This is a genomic window from Rubritepida flocculans DSM 14296 (assembly GCF_000425365.1).
Taxonomy (GTDB): Bacteria; Pseudomonadota; Alphaproteobacteria; order Acetobacterales; family Acetobacteraceae; genus Roseococcus; species Roseococcus flocculans.
In genome coordinates this window covers 21,653-37,388 of the sequence record NZ_AUDH01000020.1, presented here as the reverse complement: position 1 = coordinate 37,388, position 15,736 = coordinate 21,653, and the positions used below count along the sequence as shown (strand labels likewise).

Here is a 15,736-nt window from a genome sequence, read left to right as displayed (position 1 = left end):
TGGGGTGGCAGGCGGAGGTGATCCCGGCCCTCAGGCGAGGACCGGGCCCGGAATTCGCTGGCTGCCGAGCGGGAATGCCATGGCGCGATATGCGGACGCGGCGGGCCCGCGGTCAAGCGGGGTTGATACGGTCGGCATGTGATGCCGCCCGTATCACGCCCCGAGCAGCGCCCGCGCCGCGGCCGCATCGGCGGCGATCTGCGCCGAAAGCGCCGCGAAGTCGCTGAAGCGCCGCTCCTCGCGCAGGAAATGCAGCAGCGCCACCTCCAGCTCCTGCCCGTAGAGATCGGCCGAGAGGTCGAACAGATGCGCCTCCAGCCGCGAGACGGGATCGCCCCCCAGCGTCGGCCGGCGGCCGAGATTGGCGACACCGGCTGCGATCCGCCCGTCCGGCAGGCGGGCGCGCACCGCATAGACGCCGCGCGCGGGCTCGAGATGCCGCCCGAGCGGGATGTTGGCGGTGGGAAAGCCGATGGTGCGCCCGCGCGCGTCGCCCCGCGTCACCGGGCCGCGGATGGCCCAGGGCCGGCCGAGCAGCGCCGCCGCGCGCTCGGGATAGCCGTCCTGCAGGGCGCGGCGGATGCGCGAGGAGCTGACCGGCCCCTCCCCGTCCGCGAGCTTGGGCACGACCGAGAGCCCGATGCCCCGCGCCTCGGCCGCGGCGCGCAGGAAGGCCACATCGCCGCCGCGGCGGTGGCCGAAGGCGAAATCCGGCCCGCAGGCCAGGTGCCGCGCGCCGAGGCCGCGGTGCAGCACCTCCTCCACGAAGGCCTCGGCCGAGAGGGCCGCGAAGCCCGCGTCGAAGGGAATGGCGATGACGGCCCGCGCGCCGAGCGCCGCGAGCGCCGCCGCCTTGGCCGGCAGCAGGGTGAGGCGGAAGGGCGGGTCGTCGGGGCGGAAATGCTCGCGCGGGTGGGGCTCGAAGGTCAGCGCCACCAGGGGCAGCTCGGGCCGGGCCTGGTGCGCGGCGCGCAGCACCTCGGCATGGCCGAGATGCACGCCGTCGAAATTCCCGAGCGCCACCGCCCCGCCCCGCGCCTCGGGCGGCAGGGCGCGCCAGCCTTCGTGGATCACGTCTCCTTCCCGCTCATCCAGCGCGTCAGCGCCGGGGCGCGCCAGGCGGCCAGCGCATCGAGCGCGGCCTCGGGGCTTGCGGCGCGCAGGGCGAGGCCCGCATGCTCGGCGCGCACGAAGCCGGCCTCCGTCATGCGCGCCAGCAGCGCGAAGAAGGGATCCCAGTAGCCGTCCACGTCGAGATAGACCAAGCCCTTGCCGTGGATGCCGAGCTGCGCCCAGGACTGGATCTCCACGCTCTCCTCCAGCGTGCCGATTCCGCCGGGCAGCACCACGAAGCCGTCGGAGAGATCGTTCATCATCTGCTTGCGCACATGCATGGAGGGCACGACGTGCAGGGTGGTGACGCCGCCATGGCCGAGCTCGCGCTCCATCAGCGCCTCGGGGATCACGCCCACCACCTCCGCGCCCGCGCGCAGCGCGGCGTCGGCCACGATGCCCATCAGCCCCACCTTGCCCCCGCCATAGACGAGGCCGAGGCCGCGCGCGGCGATGGCCCGGCCGAGGGCGGCGGCGAGCTCGGCATGGCGCGGATCCCGCCCCGGCTGGGCGCCGCAGAAGACGCAGACGCGGCGCAGCCCCGCACCGCCCTCGCGCGCGGCGTCAGGCACGGGGCGCCACCATCACCTGCGCCTCGCCCTCCACCACGGGCTTGCCCTTGACGGTGCAGACGGTCTCGAGCGTGGCGCGGCGTTTCGCGGGGTCGAGCGCGGTGACGGTGACGCGCGCCGTCACCGTCTCGCCGATGCGCACGGGGGCGCGGAACTTCAGGCTCTGGCCGAGATAGATCGTCCCCGGCCCCGGCAGCTTCGTGCCGAGAACGGTGGAGATGAGGCTCGCCGAGAGCATGCCGTGCGCGATGCGCTCCTTGAACATCGAGGCGGCGGCGGCCTCGGCGTCGATGTGGACGGGGTTGGTGTCGCCCGAGACGGCGGCGAACATCAGGATGTCCGCCTCGGTGATGGTCTTGGAGAAGCTCGCCGTCTGGCCGACGGCGAGATCCTCGAACGCGATTCCGTCCATGACGCCTGCCCTTTCGCTGCAGCGCGCCATCTAGCCCAGGACGGGGCGGGGCGGAATCGCCGCCGCCGCCCTCAGGCGGCGGCGGGCTCGGTTCCTGCCGCTGCGGCGGGCGTGGCGGCCGCCCCGGGGCCGGCCAGCCGCTCCATCCGCCAGGCGGCGTAGGTCAGCAGGCAGGCCGCCGCCACCAGCAGCGCATTGCCGGGGCCGGGATGCACGAAGGGCTGCCGCTCGCCCGAGAGGCGCGCGATCTCGGCCCGCAGCTCCCCCCAGGCGTAGAGCGCCGAGAGGAAGGTGGAGAGGGCGGGCACGAAGAGCATGATGATCGCCCCCGCCGCGATGGGCTGCCGCCAGGGACGAAGAGCGGGCGTCACGGCGGCGGCCAGCAGCGCGGCCAGCGCCGCCATCTCGAGGGCGGTGAAAACGGGCAGCGCCTGCCAGGTGGTCAGCCCCACCACGCCGCCGCGGCCGTTCACCTGGATGGCCGGCAGGAGGCTCGCCCCCACCGCCAGCGCCACGCCGAGAACGAGCAGCCCCACCCCCAGCCCGTCGCGTTGTTCCTTTGCCTGCATGGATTTCCCTCCCTGTCTTTCCGTCGGGTGGCCGCGAGGTAATGTGTGGGCCATTCGCAAACAAGGGGGCTGCCATGTGGAGAGCGCAACTCCGGCTGGGCAGGCCGGGCGCAGGCCGGCATGATCGGTGCATGTTTCCTCGATTCCTCGCGGTTCTCCTGGCGCTCTCGCTCGCCCAGCCCCTGCGCGCCGCCGCGCAGGATCTCTCGGGCCATGGCGGGCCGGTGCGCGCCCTCGCCGTGCTGGAGGGCCGCCTCGCCTCCGGGGGCTTCGACCAGGCGGTGATCATCTGGGATCCCGCCGCGGGCCGGGCGCTGCGCGTGATCCGCTGGCACCAGGGCGCGGTGAACGCGCTGGCCGCCCTGCCCGATGGGCGGCTGGCCTCGGCCGGCGAGGATGCGCGCATCGCCCTCTGGGGCGCGGGCGAAGCGCCCGAGGCGGTGCTGGAGGGCCACAGCGAGCCGGTGGCCGGGCTCGCCGCCGCGCCCGGGCTGCTCGCCTCCGCCGCCTGGGATGGCACGGTGCGGCTCTGGACCCTCGCCACGGGCGAGGCCCGGGTGCTGCGGGGCCACCAGGGCAATGTGAACGCGGTGGCCTTCGCCGGCGGCGCGCTCTACTCCACGGGCCAGGACGGCACGCTGCGCCGCTGGGAGGCGGACGGCAGCCCGCGCACCATCGCCGAGTTCGGCCTGCCCCAGAACGCGCTGCTCGCCCTGCCCGACGGCACGCTGGCGAGCGCGGGGGTGGACGGGACGGTGCGCCTCGTCGCCCCCGACGGGGCGGTGCGCGAACTGCGCAGCGGGCCGCGCCCCGTCATCGCCCTGGCCGCGAGCCCGGACGGGCGGACCCTCGCGGTGGGCACCATCGGCGGCAGCGTGGGCCTCTACGCCCTGCCCGAAGGGCGGCTGCGCCACACCCTCGACGGGCCGGGGCTGCCCGTCTGGTCGGCCGCCTTCGCCGCGGATGGGCAGACGCTCTGGACCGGCGGGCAGGACCGCCGGGTGCGGCGCTGGAACGCCGCCAACGCCCAGCCCCTCGGCCCGCTCGCCGCGGAGGCCGCCGAACCCGCCCTCGCCGCGCTCGACCCGCACGGCGCCGAGGTCTGGCGCGCCTGCCAGGCCTGCCATGCCCTGCGCCCCGACGCGCCGCCCATGGCCGGGCCGCACCTCTACCGCCTCTTCGGCCGGCGCATGGGCAGCGTGCCAGGCTACGCCTACTCCGAACGCCTCGCCCGCGGCGACATCGTCTGGACACACGAAACCGTGGCCGACCTCTTCACCCGCGGACCCGACGTGGTGACCCCAGGCACCCGTATGCCCGTCCAGACCGTGGGCAACAGCGAGGACATGGCCGCCCTGCTGCGCTTCCTCGAACAGGCCACGCGCTGAGGAGGCGGCATCGGAGAGGGGCGCCGCCCCTCTCCGAACCTCACCCCGCAAGGAGCCAGTGGGCTCCTTGACCTCCTGAGTTCGTGAGGGCGGAGGGAGGGGCCCCCGATCACGCGCCGGGCCCGGCGCGCCCTCCGGGCCCCTCCCTCCGCCCTCACCAAGTCCCGGGTTCAAAGGGGCCACTGCCCCTTTGCGGGATGGGGTCCGGGGAAGGGCAGGGCCCTTCCCCGGTGGCGCGCCCCTCAGCCGTAGAGCCTGGCGAGGAGGCGTGGGGGTGTGCCGGCGAACCACAGGGCGAGCAGGATGAGGTTTCTGGCCGAGCGGCGGCGCCATCCCTCGCGCCTCCAGCGTTCGGCCGAGGTGATGGCCTTGGCGGGCAGGGCCGCGAGGCGGCGGCGCCCGAGGCGGCGCACCAGGTCCACGTCCTCCATCAGCGGGATGGGGGCGTAGCCGCCCAGCGCGCGCAGCAGCGCGGCGTGGATGAGCAGCCCCTGGTCCCCATAGGGCAGGGCGAGGGCGCGGCAGCGCCAGGCCACCGCGCGCTCCAGCCGCCGCGCCTCGGGCGAGGGGTCGTCGAGGGCGAAGGCGAAGTGGTGGGCGCGGCCGGGCTGGGTCATGGCGGCCTCCACCGCCGCCTCCCAGCCGGGGCCGAGCCGCGTGTCGGCGTGCAGCACCAGCAGCCAGGGGTGGCGCGCGGCCTCCGTCCCGGCGCGGAGCTGCGTCCCCCGCCCGCGCGGCGCGGCGATGACGCGCGGGCCGGGCAGGGAGGCCGTGCCGTCGGTGGAGCCGCCATCGGCCAGGATCACCTCCCCCACCCCCGCGGCGGCGAGCTGGGCGAGCAGCGGCGGCAGGCGCGCCGCCGCGTTCAGCGTGGGAATCACGACCGAAACAGACGCAAGCGCGCCCGTCGCGCATTGACCCGGCGGCGGGGTTTGCCCAGGGTCTGGCATGGTCAGGACGGAGCGAGGCGCATGCCCGATGATCGCCGCTTCCCGCCCGCGCAGAAAGGCCGCGGCGCGGCCTCCAACCCCGCCGTGCGCTTCGAGCGCGAGGCGAGGGAAGCCTTCGACGACGGCTGGGGCACGCTGACCGAGGAGATGCCGCCGCTCGCCACCACCCTGACGCGCGAGGCGGCGAGATCGGCGCTGACCTACAACGACAGCCCCGACCTCACCTTCGACCGCTCGCTCAACCCCTATCGCGGCTGCGAGCACGGCTGCGTCTACTGCTTCGCGCGCCCCTCGCACGCCTATGTCGGGCTTTCGCCCGGGCTCGATTTCGAGACGAAGCTGCTCTTCAAGCCCGATCTGCCGGCGCTGCTGGAGAAGGAGCTCTCGCGCCCCGGCTATGTGCCGCGCACCGTCACGCTGGGCGCGAACACCGATCCCTACCAGCCCGTCGAGCGCAGCACGGGGCTGACGCGCCGCACGCTGGAGGTGCTGGAGCGTTTCGGCCACCCGGTCAGCATCGTCACCAAGGGCGCGGGCGTGCTGCGCGACGCCGACATCCTCGCGCGCATGGCCGCGCGCAACCTGGTGCGGGTGTGCGTCTCGGTCACCACGCTCGATGCGCGGCTCGCGCGCATCATGGAGCCGCGCGCGGCGAGCCCGGCGCGGCGGCTGGAGGCGATCCGCGCGCTGGCGGGGCGGGGGATTCCCGTGGCGGTGCTGGCCGCGCCGATGATCCCTGGCATCAACGGCGCGGAGCTGGAGCGCATCCTGGCCGCCGCGGCCGAGGCGGGGGCCTCCAGCGCGGGCTATGTGCTGCTGCGCCTGCCGCACGAGCTGCGCGCGCTGTTCGAGGAGTGGCTGCACCGCCACTACCCCGACCGCGCGGCCCGGGTGCTGGCGCTGGTGCGCCAGACGCGCGGCGGCAAGCTCTACGACGCGGATTTCGAGCGCCGCCAGCAGGGCGAGGGCGCCTATGCGGAGATGCTGGCGCGGCGCTTCGAGATCGCGATGCGCAAATGCGGCCTCGCGCGGCGGAGCGAGGAGGTGGAGAGGCTCTCCACCGAGGCCTTCGACGGCGGCGCGGCGCAGGCGCAGATGCGGTTGTTCTGACGCCGCGCGCCATGCCCGATCTCTCGCTGGAAGCCGAGGCCGAGGGCCCCGTCGCGGGGCTCGACGAGGCGGGGCGGGGGCCGCTGGCCGGCCCCGTGGTCGCGGCCGCGCTGGTCTTTCTCGCCCCGCCCGCCCCGGCCCTCGCCGCCCTGCTGGACGACAGCAAGCGCCTCGCGCCCGCCGCGCGCGAGCGGGCGGCGGCGGCGCTGCGCGAGGCGGCGGCGCAGGGGGGGCTCGCCTTCGCGCTGGGCGCCGCCTCGGCGGATGAGATCGGCCGGCTGAACATCCTGCGCGCCACGCATCTCGCCATGGCGCGGGCGCTGGCGCGGCTGCCGCTGACGCCCGCGCTCGCGCTGGTGGACGGCAACCGCGCGCCCCCGCTGCCCTGCCCGGTGCGCTGCGTGGTGGGGGGGGATGGGCGCTCGCTCTCCATCGCCGGCGCCTCCATCCTCGCCAAGACGGTGCGGGACGCCGGCATGGCGAAGCTCGCCCGGCGCTGGCCGCACTACGGCTTCGCCACGCACCAGGGCTATCCCACCGCGGCGCACCGCGCGGCGCTGGCCCGGCACGGGCCCTCTCCGCACCACCGCCGCGGCTTCGGCCCGGTGGAGGAGGCCCTGGCGGCACGGGGCGGTTGACGGGGCGAGTCCGCGACTCCCAAAGTCGCGCCTCGATTCGCAAAGGGTTCCGACGTGGGCGCCGGCCTCGATCTGCCGCTCGACAAGGTGATGATCGGCGATTGCGTGGAGGTGCTGCGCGCCCTGCCGCCGGCCTCGGTGCACGCCGTCTTCGCCGACCCGCCCTACAACCTGCAGCTCCGCGGCGATCTCCACCGCCCCGACCACAGCAAGGTGGATGCGGTGGATGACGAATGGGACCGTTTCGCCGATTTCGCGGCCTATGACGCCTTCACCCGCGAATGGCTCGCCGAATGTCGCCGCGTGCTGCGCAAGGACGGCACGATCTGGGTGATCGGCAGCTACCACAACGTCTTCCGCCTCGGCACGGCGCTGCAGGATCTGGGCTTCTGGATCCTGAACGACGTGATCTGGCGCAAGGCCAACCCCATGCCGAACTTCCGCGGCCGGCGCTTCACCAACGCGCACGAGACGCTGATCTGGGCGGCGCATGGCCCCACGGCGCGCTACCGCTTCAACTACGCGCAGATGAAGGCGCTGAACGACGACGTGCAGATGCGCAGCGACTGGTTCATCCCGCTCTGCACCGGGCATGAGCGCCTGCGCGACGCGACGGGGGCCAAGCTCCATCCCACCCAGAAGCCCGAGGCGCTGCTGCACCGCGTCATCCTCTCCTGCACCAAGCCGGGGGATGTGGTGCTCGATCCCTTCCTGGGCTCGGGCACCACGGCGGCGGTGGCGAAGCGGCTGGGGCGGCGCTACCTCGGCATCGAGCGCGACCCGACCTACGCCGCCGCGGCCGAGGCGCGCATCGCCGCCGTGCGCCCGCTGGAGGAGGCGACGCTGGCCGGCGCCCCCTCGAAGCGCGAGCAGCCGCGCATCCCCTTCGGCGCGCTGGTGGAGCGCGGGCTGATCCGCCCCGGCGATGTGCTGACCGATCGGCACCGCCGCTGGGAGGCGCAGGTGATGGTGGACGGCACCCTCGCCTGCGGCGCGGCCCGGGGCTCCATCCACGCCGTCGGCGCGGCGGTGCAGGAGGCGCCCTCCTGCAATGGCTGGACCTTCTGGCACCTGCTGCGCCCGGACGGCACGCTGCGGCTGCTGGACGAGTTCCGGAGGGAGCTGGTCCTCTAATACGCGCGGCCGCTGTTTCCGACCTGCGCGAAGGCGGCGCGGTCGCTTGTGTCTCTCTGTCTTGGCGCGCGGCCGCCACGCCGGGCCCCGAGCCGGCGGGCCGCCTTGGGCGGCGCCGACCCTGCACGCGGGACGGGCGGCATGGCGACCGCCCATATATCCGCGCGGGGCGGCGCGCGCAGGCGCCTCCGCGCCGGAGGAGGGCTTTCCGAAGCGGGCCCGCATCATGGACCCTATTCCTCTCCCCTGGCGCGCGGCGCCAGCATCACCCACCCCCACTGTGACATTTTCGCGATATTCTTATTCCAAGAGATTGCCTGCCCGATTTTCGGAAAGAATCCAGGTTGTGAGGCTTTCGTTCCTCCATTATGGATCGGTCCGGTAACAACCCCCCGCTGCATGGAGAGGCAGATGCCCAACTCTTCGGTGTCCAAACGTGGTGATGTCGCGCTGCTCGCCCTCCGCTTCGTGCTGATCGCCTCGGCCGTCTCGCTGGTGGGCGTGCTGGGGCATGTGGCCTGGAAGATCGTCTCCGCCTGAAGGAGAAGAAGCGGGCGGGCGGGTCTCGCGCCGCCCGCCAACACGGGTAGTCTCGGCGGCATGTCCCCCCGGCATGCCGCCTTTCTCTTGCTCGCCCTCGCCGCCGCCGCCGCCGCGCTGGCCGCGCTCTTCCTGCTGCTGGCCGGGGACGGGCTCGCGGTCTCCGATGCGCTGTTCTGGCTCGCGCTGGCGCTGATCGCGCCCTGGATCGGGCTTTCCGCCGCCAATGCGCTGATCGGCCTCGCGATCCGCCTTCTCGCGCGGGATCCGGTGGCGGCCGTGCTGCCGGGCTTCCGGCGCGATCCGGGGCCGCTCGCCTCGCGCACCGCCATCGGCGTCTGCCTGCGCAACGAGGACATGGCGGCGGTGATCCCCCCGCTCGAGCCGCTGCTCGTCGGCCTGCCCGCGGCGCAGGTGGATCTGTGGTTCCTCTCCGACACCAGCGAGGAGCCGCACCGCTCCGCCGAGGATGCGGCCATCGCCGCCCTGCGCGCCCGGCTGCCGGAGCACGCGCCGCGGATCCATCTGCGCCGCCGCGCCCGCAACACCGGCTTCAAGGCCGGCAATGTGATGGAGTTCCTGGAGAACGAGGGCGCCGCCTACGACTTCTTCCTCTGCCTGGATGCGGATTCGCAGATGACTCCGCTGGCCGTCTCCCGCCTCATCGCCACCATGGAGGCGAGCCCGCGCACCGCCATCCTGCAGCAGCTCATCGTCGGCCGGCCTGTGGCCACGCCCTTTCCGCGGCTGTTCCAGTTCGGCATGCGCGCGGGCATGCGCGCCTGGGCCACGGGCCAGGCCTGGTGGCAGCAGGCGCGCGGCCCCTATTGGGGGCACAATGCGCTGATCCGCATCGCCCCCTTCCGCGAGCATGGGCGGCTCGAGGCCCTGCCCGACGGCTCGGCCATCCTCAGCCATGACCAAGTGGAGGCGGTGCGCCTGCAGCGCGCCGGCTGGGGCGTCTGGGGCGTGCCGGAGGAGGAGGGGAGCCTGGAGGGCAACCCGCCCGCCCTGCCCGAGTTCCTGGCGCGGGATCTGCGCTGGGCCGAGGGCAACATGCAATACCTCGCGCTGCTGCGCGCCCCGGGGCTCGACTTCGCGGCGCGCTGGCAGCTTCTGCAGGCGGTGCTGCTCTTCGCCTGCGCGCCGCTCTGGGCGCTCGCCTTCGCACTTGCGCTGCTGATCGCGGCCACGGGCGGCTTCGACCACGCCTCGGCGCTCGGCATGCTCGGCGTCTTCCTCCTGGTCTGGGCGCTGGTGCATGCGCCCAAGCTCGCCGGCTACGCCGAGATGCTGCTGCGGCCCGGGCGCGCGGCGGCTTATGGCGGGCGGGGGGCCTTCCTGCGCGGGGCGCTGGCCGAGCTCGCCTTCAGCGCGGTGCTGCAGCCCATCCGGGTGGTGCACCAGTCGGGTTTCCTGCTGGCCCTGCCCTTCGGGCTGCGGATGGGCTGGAAGCCGCAGAACCGGGCGGATCGCGGGGTGTCCTGGGCGGATGCGGCGCGGCTGCTCTGGCCGCACACGCTGATCGGCGCGCTGGCGATGGCGGCGGTGGCCGCCACCGCGGCCTGGGCGCTGCCCTTCGCCCTGCTCTGGGCGGGGGGGCTTCTGGTGGCGATTCCCTTCTGCGTGCTCACCACCGCGCCGGGCTTCGGGCGCTGGCTCGTCGCGCGCGGGCTGTGCGCGACGCCGGAGGAGCGTCAGGCCATGAGCGGCCCGGGCTCGAGCGCGGCATAGACATCCCCGCTGTTCGCCTCCGCCGGCAGGGCGGCGATCCAGGCGGCCATCTCCGCCGCGCCCACCGGGCCGGGCAGGGAGAAGCGCATGCTCTCGCCCAGGCAGGCGTTGAAATGGCGGAAGCCCAGCGCGGCGAGGCGGGCGAGGCATTCCTCCGCCACCCCGCGCTGGATGGTGGTGAACTCGAAGCTGAGCGCCGGCGGCGGGCGGGAGAGACCGCGCAGCACCTCCGCCTCGTAGCCCTCCACGTCGAGCTTGACGAAGCCCGGCGCGCCGTGCCGGGCGATCAGCGCATCGAGGGTGGTGCGCGGGCGGGGCAGGGCGGCGTCCCACACCTGGCCCTCCCAGCCCGGCGCGCCCTCGGCGGCGCGGATGAAGGCCTCGCTCGCCGTGGCCACGGTGGGGTTGGCGCTGTTCAGCCGCAGCAGCGCCTCGCCCGGGGCGCTGCCGAGCAGCGCCTCCTCCAGCGCGAAGCGCGGCTCGGCGCGGAACATCAGGCGCAGCGCGCGGGCGAGGCGCGGCTGCGGCTCCACCGCCACCACCCGCGCGCCCAGGCGCAGGAAGCAGGCCGTGCGGTCGCCCACATGGGCGCCCACGTCGAAGGCGAGATCCCCGGGCCCCAGGAAGCGCGCATAGAAGCCATCGAGCAGCGCCCGCCGCTCCGGCGCGTGGTAGAGCCGCAGCGAGCGCGCGATGGCCGCCGCCGTGGTCATGGCGCGAAGACCACCGCCGCCCCCGCCGCCAGGGCGGGCGGAACCATCAGCCGCCCGCCGGGCAGGGCGCGCGCCTTGCCCGCCAGCAGCCGCCCCGCCGCCGCATTGCCATCGCCCGTGCGCAGCACGAAGCCCGCGAGGAAGGGCAGGGAGGGGACGGCCACGCCGGGCAGCGCCTCGCCCAGCGCCTCGGGCGGGAGGATGCGCACCCGCGTCTCCATGGCCGGGGCGCGGGGGCCCGCCGCGCCCTCGCCGCCCGGCAGGCGCAGCAGATAGCCGCCCGCCGGATCGGGCTCCAGCGGCAGCCCGGCGAGGCGGGAGAGGCGCGCCGCACTCTCCGCCGGGGCGGCGCTGGCCAGCACCACCTCCTCCAGCGCCTCGGCGGCGTTGGCGTGCGTCATCCAGCGCTCCTGCCAGACCAGTTCGGGCGTGTGGTGCTGCACGAGCTGGATGCGCCCCTCCGGCGCGTCGGGGAAGGGCAGGCGCGAGAAGCGGGCGCGCGGCCCGTCGGGCCCCTCCACCGGCCGCTCCAGCGGCGCGACGCCGGGAATGGCGAGGCCGCCGCGCCGCAGCCGGGCGAGGTTCGCCTCCGCATCGTCCATGGCGAGCGCGAGGATGTGCAGCCCCTCGTAGCGCGCCAGGAACTCGCCCAGCCGGTTGTCGAACAGCCCGGGTTCGAGGATGGCGAGCAGCTCGATGTAGCCGTGCCGGAGGAAGGCGCAGCGGTTGCCGGTGGCGAAGCGCTCCAGCGGCCCCTCCGGCGTGCGGCGGCCCGATTGCTGGGCGATGGGCGTCAGCGTGAAGCCCAGCGCCTCATAGGCCGCGGCCATGGGCGCGAGGTCGCGGTTGCACACGCCCACATGGTCGAGCGCGAGGGCGGTGGCGCTCATGCCGGCGGGTTCTCGTACTTGTCGAGCAGCCAGGCGGCCGGCTCGGCGGCGGCCGCCTCATACCAGGCGCCGACCAGCGGGTGCGCGCGCACCGCGGCCATGTAGGCGCGGCTCGCCTCCGAGAGCTCGGGCTGCCAGGTGAGGAAGCGCGTCACCACCGGGGCGTAGAAGGCGTCCGCCAGCGTGAAGCCCGCCCCGAACAGGAAGGGCCCGCCATGGGCGGCCAGGCACTCGGCCCAGAGCGCCTCGATGCGCGCGATGTCGGCCAGCGCGCCGGGGGTGCGGCCGCGCCCGGGGAAGCTGCGGCCGAGATTCATGGGCATGGCGAGGCGCAGCTCGCGGAAGCCCGCGTGCATCTCGGCGGCGACGCTGCGCGCATGGGCCCGCGCCGCGCGATCGGCGGGCCAGAGGCCGGGGGCGAGCTCGGCGCAGTATTCCGCGATGGCGAGGCTGTCCCAGATGCGCAGGCCGCGATGCTCCAGCACCGGCACGAGGCCTGCGGGCATGGCGCCCTTGAGGGCGGGGGTGGCCCCCCCGGCGAGCGGGATCACCACCTCCTCCACATCGAGCCCGGCGAGGCGCACCGCGAGCCAGCCGCGCAGCGACCAGGAGGAATAGCGGCGGGTGCCAAGGAACAGGCGGCCTTCGGGCATGGCGGTCTCCCTTCTCGCGCCGGTTCTGGCATGGCGCGCGCCGGGGCGGAACAGGTGCTAGGCTCGGGGCCGATGGCCCGCCTCCTCCTGGCCCTGCTCTGCCTGCTCGCCCCGCCCGCCCTGGCCGAGACCCCGCGCGAGGCGCGCGCGCGCGCCGCCGAGGCCGAGCGGATCGCCGCCGAGGCGCGGGAGCGCCGCGCCGCCGCCGAGGCCGAGGCCGCGCGGCTGGCCGAGGCGCGCGTGGCCGGCGCCGCCCGGGTGCAGGCGACGGAGCGCGAGCTGCTCGCCACCGCCCGCCGCGCCGAAGCGGCCCGCGCCGCCGAGCGCGCCGCCCGCGCCGAGGCCGAGGCGCTGACGCGCCGCATCGCCCCGCTGCTGCCCGTGCTGGCGCGGGTGGCCACCCAGCCCGCGCCGCTGCTGCTCGCCGCCCCCCTGCCGCCGGAGGAGGTCGCGCTCGGCCTCGCCGCCATGCGGGCGATGGTGCGCGAGGCGCAGCTTCTGGCCGAGGCGCTGCGCGAGGCCGAGGCCCGCGCGCTGCGCGAGGCGGCCGAGGCGCTGCGCGAGGCCGCGCGGCTGCGCCTCGCCGAGGCCGCCGCCCGCGAGGCCGCCGCTGCCCTCGACGCCCAGCTCGAGGCCGCGCATGGCCGCGCCGCCCAGTATGGCGCGGCCGAGCGCGCCGCCGCCGCCCGCGCCGAGGAGGCGATGGCCCGCGCCCGCAGCCTGGAGGAAGCCCTGGCCCGGCTGGAGCAGGAGGAGGCGCGCGCCCGCGCCCGCGCCGAGGCCGCCGAGCGCCGCGCCGCCCGCCGCCCCGCCCGCGGCCGCGCGCCCGAGCCGCCCGCGCCCGCCGGAACGCCCGCCGCGGCCGCCCTCGGCCCTGGCCCGCCGCCGGTGGTGGGCGAGGTGGTGCGCGGCTTCGCCTCGCCCGGCGAGGGCGGGCCGGCGCGGGGCGTCACCCTCGCCGCCGCGCCGGGGGCGCGCGTGGTGGCCCCCTGCGCCGGGCTCGTCGCCTTCGCCGCGCCCTTCCGCAGCTATGGGCGGCTCGTCATCCTCGAATGCGCGCCGGGGCAGCACCTCGTGCTCGGCGGGCTGGAGCGGCTCGACGTTCAGGCAGGCCAGCGCCTGCGCGCGGGCGAGCCGGTGGGCGTGCTGGGCCAGGGCCCCCGCCCCACCCTTTATGTCGAGTGGCGACGCGGCGGCGAGCCGGTGGACCCCCGCCCGCTGCTGCGGATGTGACGGGGCGGCGAATCGGCGCTATCCGCCGCCCCGACAACACGGAGCCCCGCCATGCCCCAGCCCGCCCATCCCGCCGCCGTGAACGGCCTCACCCTGGCCCAGGCCGAGCGCATCGCCGATGCGGCGCTGGCCAAGGGGCGCGAACTCGGCCTGCTGCCGCTCTGCGTGGTGGTGCTGGACGCGGGCGGCCACCTCAAGGTGGCCAAGCGCGAGGACGGGGCGAGCCTGCTGCGCCCCGAGATCGCGACGGGCAAGGCCTATGGCGCGCTGGCCATGGGCTTCGGCACGCGCGAACTTGCCCGCCGCGCCCAGTCCATGCCGGGCTTCACCAACGCGCTCTCCGACCTCACCGGCGGCAAGGCCGTGCCCGCCCAGGGCGGGGTGCTGGTGCGCGACGCGGCGATGAACCTGCTCGGCGCGGTCGGCATTTCGGGCGATCTCTCGGCCAAGGACGAGGAGGCGGCGGTGGCCGGCATCGAGGCCGCGGGGCTCGTCGCCGACACGGGCGATCCGGCCTGACGCCAGCTGGGCGCTGACAGCCCCGCCCGGACGGGTCTAGCCTGCCCGCTTTCCGGCGGGAGGCCCGAGGATGCGCGCGAACAACCTCCATGTGGCGGACATCGCCCACATGGTCCATCAGCAGACCGACATCGCGGCCCATCAGAGCGAGGGCGCGGTGCTCATCGCGCGCGGCGAGGGCGTGCGCGTGTGGGACACGGAAGGGCGCGACTACATCGAGGCCATGGCCGGGCTGTGGTGCGCCTCGCTCGGCTTCTCCGAGAAGCGGCTGGCGGAGGCGGCCTACCGGCAGCTCCTCGCCCTGCCCTACTACCACACCTTCTTCCAGAAGGGGCATGAGCCCGCGGTGCGGCTGGCGGAAAAGCTCGCGGAGCTGGCGCCGGGCGATCTGCCCTACGCGCTGTTCCAGTGCTCGGGCTCGGAGGCGAACGACGCCGCGATCAAGCTGATCTGGTACACCAACAACCTGCGCGGCAAGCCCGCGAAGAAGAAGATCATCGGCCGCATCCGCGGCTATCACGGCAACACGGTCGCCACCGCCTCGCTGTCGGGCCAGCCGCACATGCAGGCGGATTTCGACCTGCCCTACGGCGACCGCTTCCTGCATGTGAGCAACCCGAACTTCTATCGCTTCGGCCAGCCCGGCGAGAGCGAGCGGGACTTCTCGGCACGGATGGCCGCCGAGCTCGAGGCCCTGATCGCCCGCGAGGGGGCGGAGACCATCGCCGCCTTCTTCGCCGAGCCGGTGCAGGGCGGCGGCGGCGCCATCACCCCGCCCGAGGGGTATTTCGAGCTGATCCAGCCCATCCTGAAGCGGCACGACATCCTCTTCGTCGCCGACGAGGTGATCTGCGGCTTCGGGCGCACCGGCAACATGTGGGGCTGCCAGACCTACGGCATCACGCCCGACATCCTGACCTGCGCGAAGCAGCTCACCGCGGCCTATCAGCCGCTCTCGGCCACGCTGATCTCGCGCCCGATCCAGAAGGCGCTGGTCGAAGGCTCGCGCAGGCACGGCACCTTCGGGCACGGCTTCACCTATGGCGGGCATCCGGTGGCCTGCGCCGTGGCGCTGGAAACCCTCGCGATCTACGAGGAGCGCGACATGCTGGGCCATGTGCGGCGCGTCTCGCCGGCCTTCCTGCAGGGGCTCGCCGCCTTCCGCGACCATCCGCTGGTGGGCGATGTGCGCGGGGTGGGCCTCATCGCGGGGGTGGAACTGGTGGAGGACAAGGCGACGCGCGCGCCCTTCGCTCCCGCGCGCAAGGCGGGGCTCCTCGTCCAGCAGAAATGCCACGAGGCGGGGCTGATCGTGCGCGCCATCGGCGACCGCATCGCCTTCACGCCGCCCCTGATCATCACCGAGGCGGAGATCGCCGAGATGTGCCGCCGCTTCGGGCAGGGGCTGGATGCGGCCTGGGCGGAACTGGGCGGCGGGGCGCGGGCGGCGGCGGAGTAGCCGGCGCCGTCCGAGCCCCTGCGCCGGGCGCCGGATCGCCGGCGGAACGGGCGCGGCCGCCCGTATCAAGCGCCTCGCGGCGGCGCGGTTTTCCTGGCACAGTCGGGGC

17 protein-coding genes are annotated in these 15,736 nt (G+C 75.1%); 9 read left to right on the top strand and 8 right to left on the bottom strand.

The window, feature by feature from the left end; translation table 11 throughout:
- Positions 1 to 153: 153 nt before the first annotated feature.
- The 4 genes from H596_RS0114080 to H596_RS0114065 all read right to left on the bottom strand — a co-directional run bounded on the left by H596_RS0114080 (position 154) and on the right by H596_RS0114065 (position 2,666).
- A complete protein-coding gene (locus H596_RS0114080) occupies positions 154 to 1,074 on the bottom strand; it encodes a bifunctional riboflavin kinase/FAD synthetase (RefSeq protein ID WP_037301534.1) in 921 nt (306 codons plus the stop codon).
- Positions 1,071 to 1,685 (bottom strand): LOG family protein, encoded by a 615-nt coding sequence (locus tag H596_RS0114075; RefSeq protein WP_245584016.1) that lies wholly within the window; start codon positions 1,683 to 1,685, stop codon positions 1,071 to 1,073. The genes H596_RS0114080 and H596_RS0114075 overlap by 4 nt, the downstream gene beginning before the upstream one ends.
- On the bottom strand, positions 1,678 to 2,097 hold the full coding sequence (locus H596_RS0114070) for a MaoC family dehydratase (RefSeq protein WP_027285426.1): 420 nt from the start codon (positions 2,095 to 2,097) through the stop codon (positions 1,678 to 1,680). The genes H596_RS0114075 and H596_RS0114070 overlap by 8 nt, the downstream gene beginning before the upstream one ends.
- A 71-nt stretch (positions 2,098 to 2,168) precedes the next feature.
- A complete protein-coding gene (locus tag H596_RS0114065) occupies positions 2,169 to 2,666 on the bottom strand; it encodes a hypothetical protein (RefSeq protein WP_156910128.1) in 498 nt (165 codons plus the stop codon).
- Positions 2,667 to 2,797: 131 nt separating this feature from the next.
- On the opposite strand from H596_RS0114065, the gene H596_RS0114060 reads away from it, so the two are divergent.
- Positions 2,798 to 4,054, top strand: a complete 1,257-nt coding sequence (locus H596_RS0114060; RefSeq protein WP_027285424.1) for a hypothetical protein — start codon at positions 2,798 to 2,800, stop codon at positions 4,052 to 4,054.
- 242 nt (positions 4,055 to 4,296) lie between these two features.
- On the opposite strand, the gene H596_RS0114055 is transcribed toward H596_RS0114060, so the two are convergent.
- On the bottom strand, positions 4,297 to 4,935 hold the full coding sequence (locus H596_RS0114055; protein WP_027285423.1) for a TIGR04283 family arsenosugar biosynthesis glycosyltransferase: 639 nt from the start codon (positions 4,933 to 4,935) through the stop codon (positions 4,297 to 4,299).
- Between the two features lie 90 nt (positions 4,936 to 5,025).
- Here H596_RS0114055 and H596_RS0114050 point away from each other — a divergent pair, with 90 nt between their 5' ends.
- The 5 genes from H596_RS0114050 (at position 5,026) to mdoH (ending at position 10,160) form a co-directional block, all read left to right on the top strand.
- Positions 5,026 to 6,114, top strand: a complete 1,089-nt coding sequence (locus H596_RS0114050; RefSeq protein WP_027285422.1) for a PA0069 family radical SAM protein — start codon at positions 5,026 to 5,028, stop codon at positions 6,112 to 6,114.
- Between the two features lie 11 nt (positions 6,115 to 6,125).
- Positions 6,126 to 6,752 (top strand): ribonuclease HII, encoded by a 627-nt coding sequence (locus H596_RS0114045; RefSeq protein ID WP_027285421.1) that lies wholly within the window; start codon positions 6,126 to 6,128, stop codon positions 6,750 to 6,752.
- A 90-nt stretch (positions 6,753 to 6,842) separates the two neighbouring features.
- Positions 6,843 to 7,886: a site-specific DNA-methyltransferase gene (locus H596_RS0114040; protein ID WP_051213077.1), complete on the top strand. Its 1,044-nt coding sequence runs from the start codon at positions 6,843 to 6,845 to the stop codon at positions 7,884 to 7,886.
- 411 nt (positions 7,887 to 8,297) lie between these two features.
- Positions 8,298 to 8,426, top strand: a complete 129-nt coding sequence (locus tag H596_RS24875) for a hypothetical protein (RefSeq protein WP_281168385.1) — start codon at positions 8,298 to 8,300, stop codon at positions 8,424 to 8,426.
- Positions 8,427 to 8,486: 60 nt separating this feature from the next.
- Complete coding sequence (gene mdoH, locus H596_RS21695; protein ID WP_051213056.1) at positions 8,487 to 10,160, top strand: glucans biosynthesis glucosyltransferase MdoH; 1,674 nt, start codon at positions 8,487 to 8,489, stop codon at positions 10,158 to 10,160.
- Here mdoH and H596_RS0114025 read toward each other — a convergent pair.
- Genes H596_RS0114025 through H596_RS0114015 form a run of 3 tightly spaced genes read right to left on the bottom strand, consistent with a single transcriptional unit; the run spans position 10,124 to position 12,416 of the window.
- A complete protein-coding gene (locus H596_RS0114025; RefSeq protein WP_027285419.1) occupies positions 10,124 to 10,873 on the bottom strand; it encodes an FkbM family methyltransferase in 750 nt (249 codons plus the stop codon). The two genes, mdoH and H596_RS0114025, sit on opposite strands and share 37 nt — an antisense overlap.
- Positions 10,870 to 11,763, bottom strand: a complete 894-nt coding sequence (locus H596_RS0114020; RefSeq protein ID WP_027285418.1) for a VOC family protein — start codon at positions 11,761 to 11,763, stop codon at positions 10,870 to 10,872. The genes H596_RS0114025 and H596_RS0114020 overlap by 4 nt, the downstream gene beginning before the upstream one ends.
- Positions 11,760 to 12,416 carry a glutathione S-transferase family protein gene (locus tag H596_RS0114015; protein ID WP_027285417.1) on the bottom strand — a complete coding sequence of 219 codons (657 nt, stop codon included), beginning with the start codon at positions 12,414 to 12,416 and terminating at the stop codon, positions 11,760 to 11,762. The genes H596_RS0114020 and H596_RS0114015 overlap by 4 nt, the downstream gene beginning before the upstream one ends.
- 72 nt (positions 12,417 to 12,488) lie before the next feature.
- Here H596_RS0114015 and H596_RS21690 point away from each other — a divergent pair, with 72 nt between their 5' ends.
- The 3 genes from H596_RS21690 to H596_RS0114000 all read left to right on the top strand — a co-directional run bounded on the left by H596_RS21690 (position 12,489) and on the right by H596_RS0114000 (position 15,627).
- Positions 12,489 to 13,649 carry a murein hydrolase activator EnvC family protein gene (locus H596_RS21690; protein WP_156910127.1) on the top strand — a complete coding sequence of 387 codons (1,161 nt, stop codon included), beginning with the start codon at positions 12,489 to 12,491 and terminating at the stop codon, positions 13,647 to 13,649.
- 51 nt (positions 13,650 to 13,700) lie between these two features.
- Positions 13,701 to 14,168, top strand: a complete 468-nt coding sequence (locus H596_RS0114005) for a GlcG/HbpS family heme-binding protein (protein WP_027285416.1) — start codon at positions 13,701 to 13,703, stop codon at positions 14,166 to 14,168.
- Between the two features lie 70 nt (positions 14,169 to 14,238).
- Positions 14,239 to 15,627, top strand: coding sequence for an aminotransferase (locus tag H596_RS0114000; protein ID WP_027285415.1), 1,389 nt, complete (start codon positions 14,239 to 14,241; stop codon positions 15,625 to 15,627).
- Positions 15,628 to 15,736 lie beyond the last annotated feature (109 nt).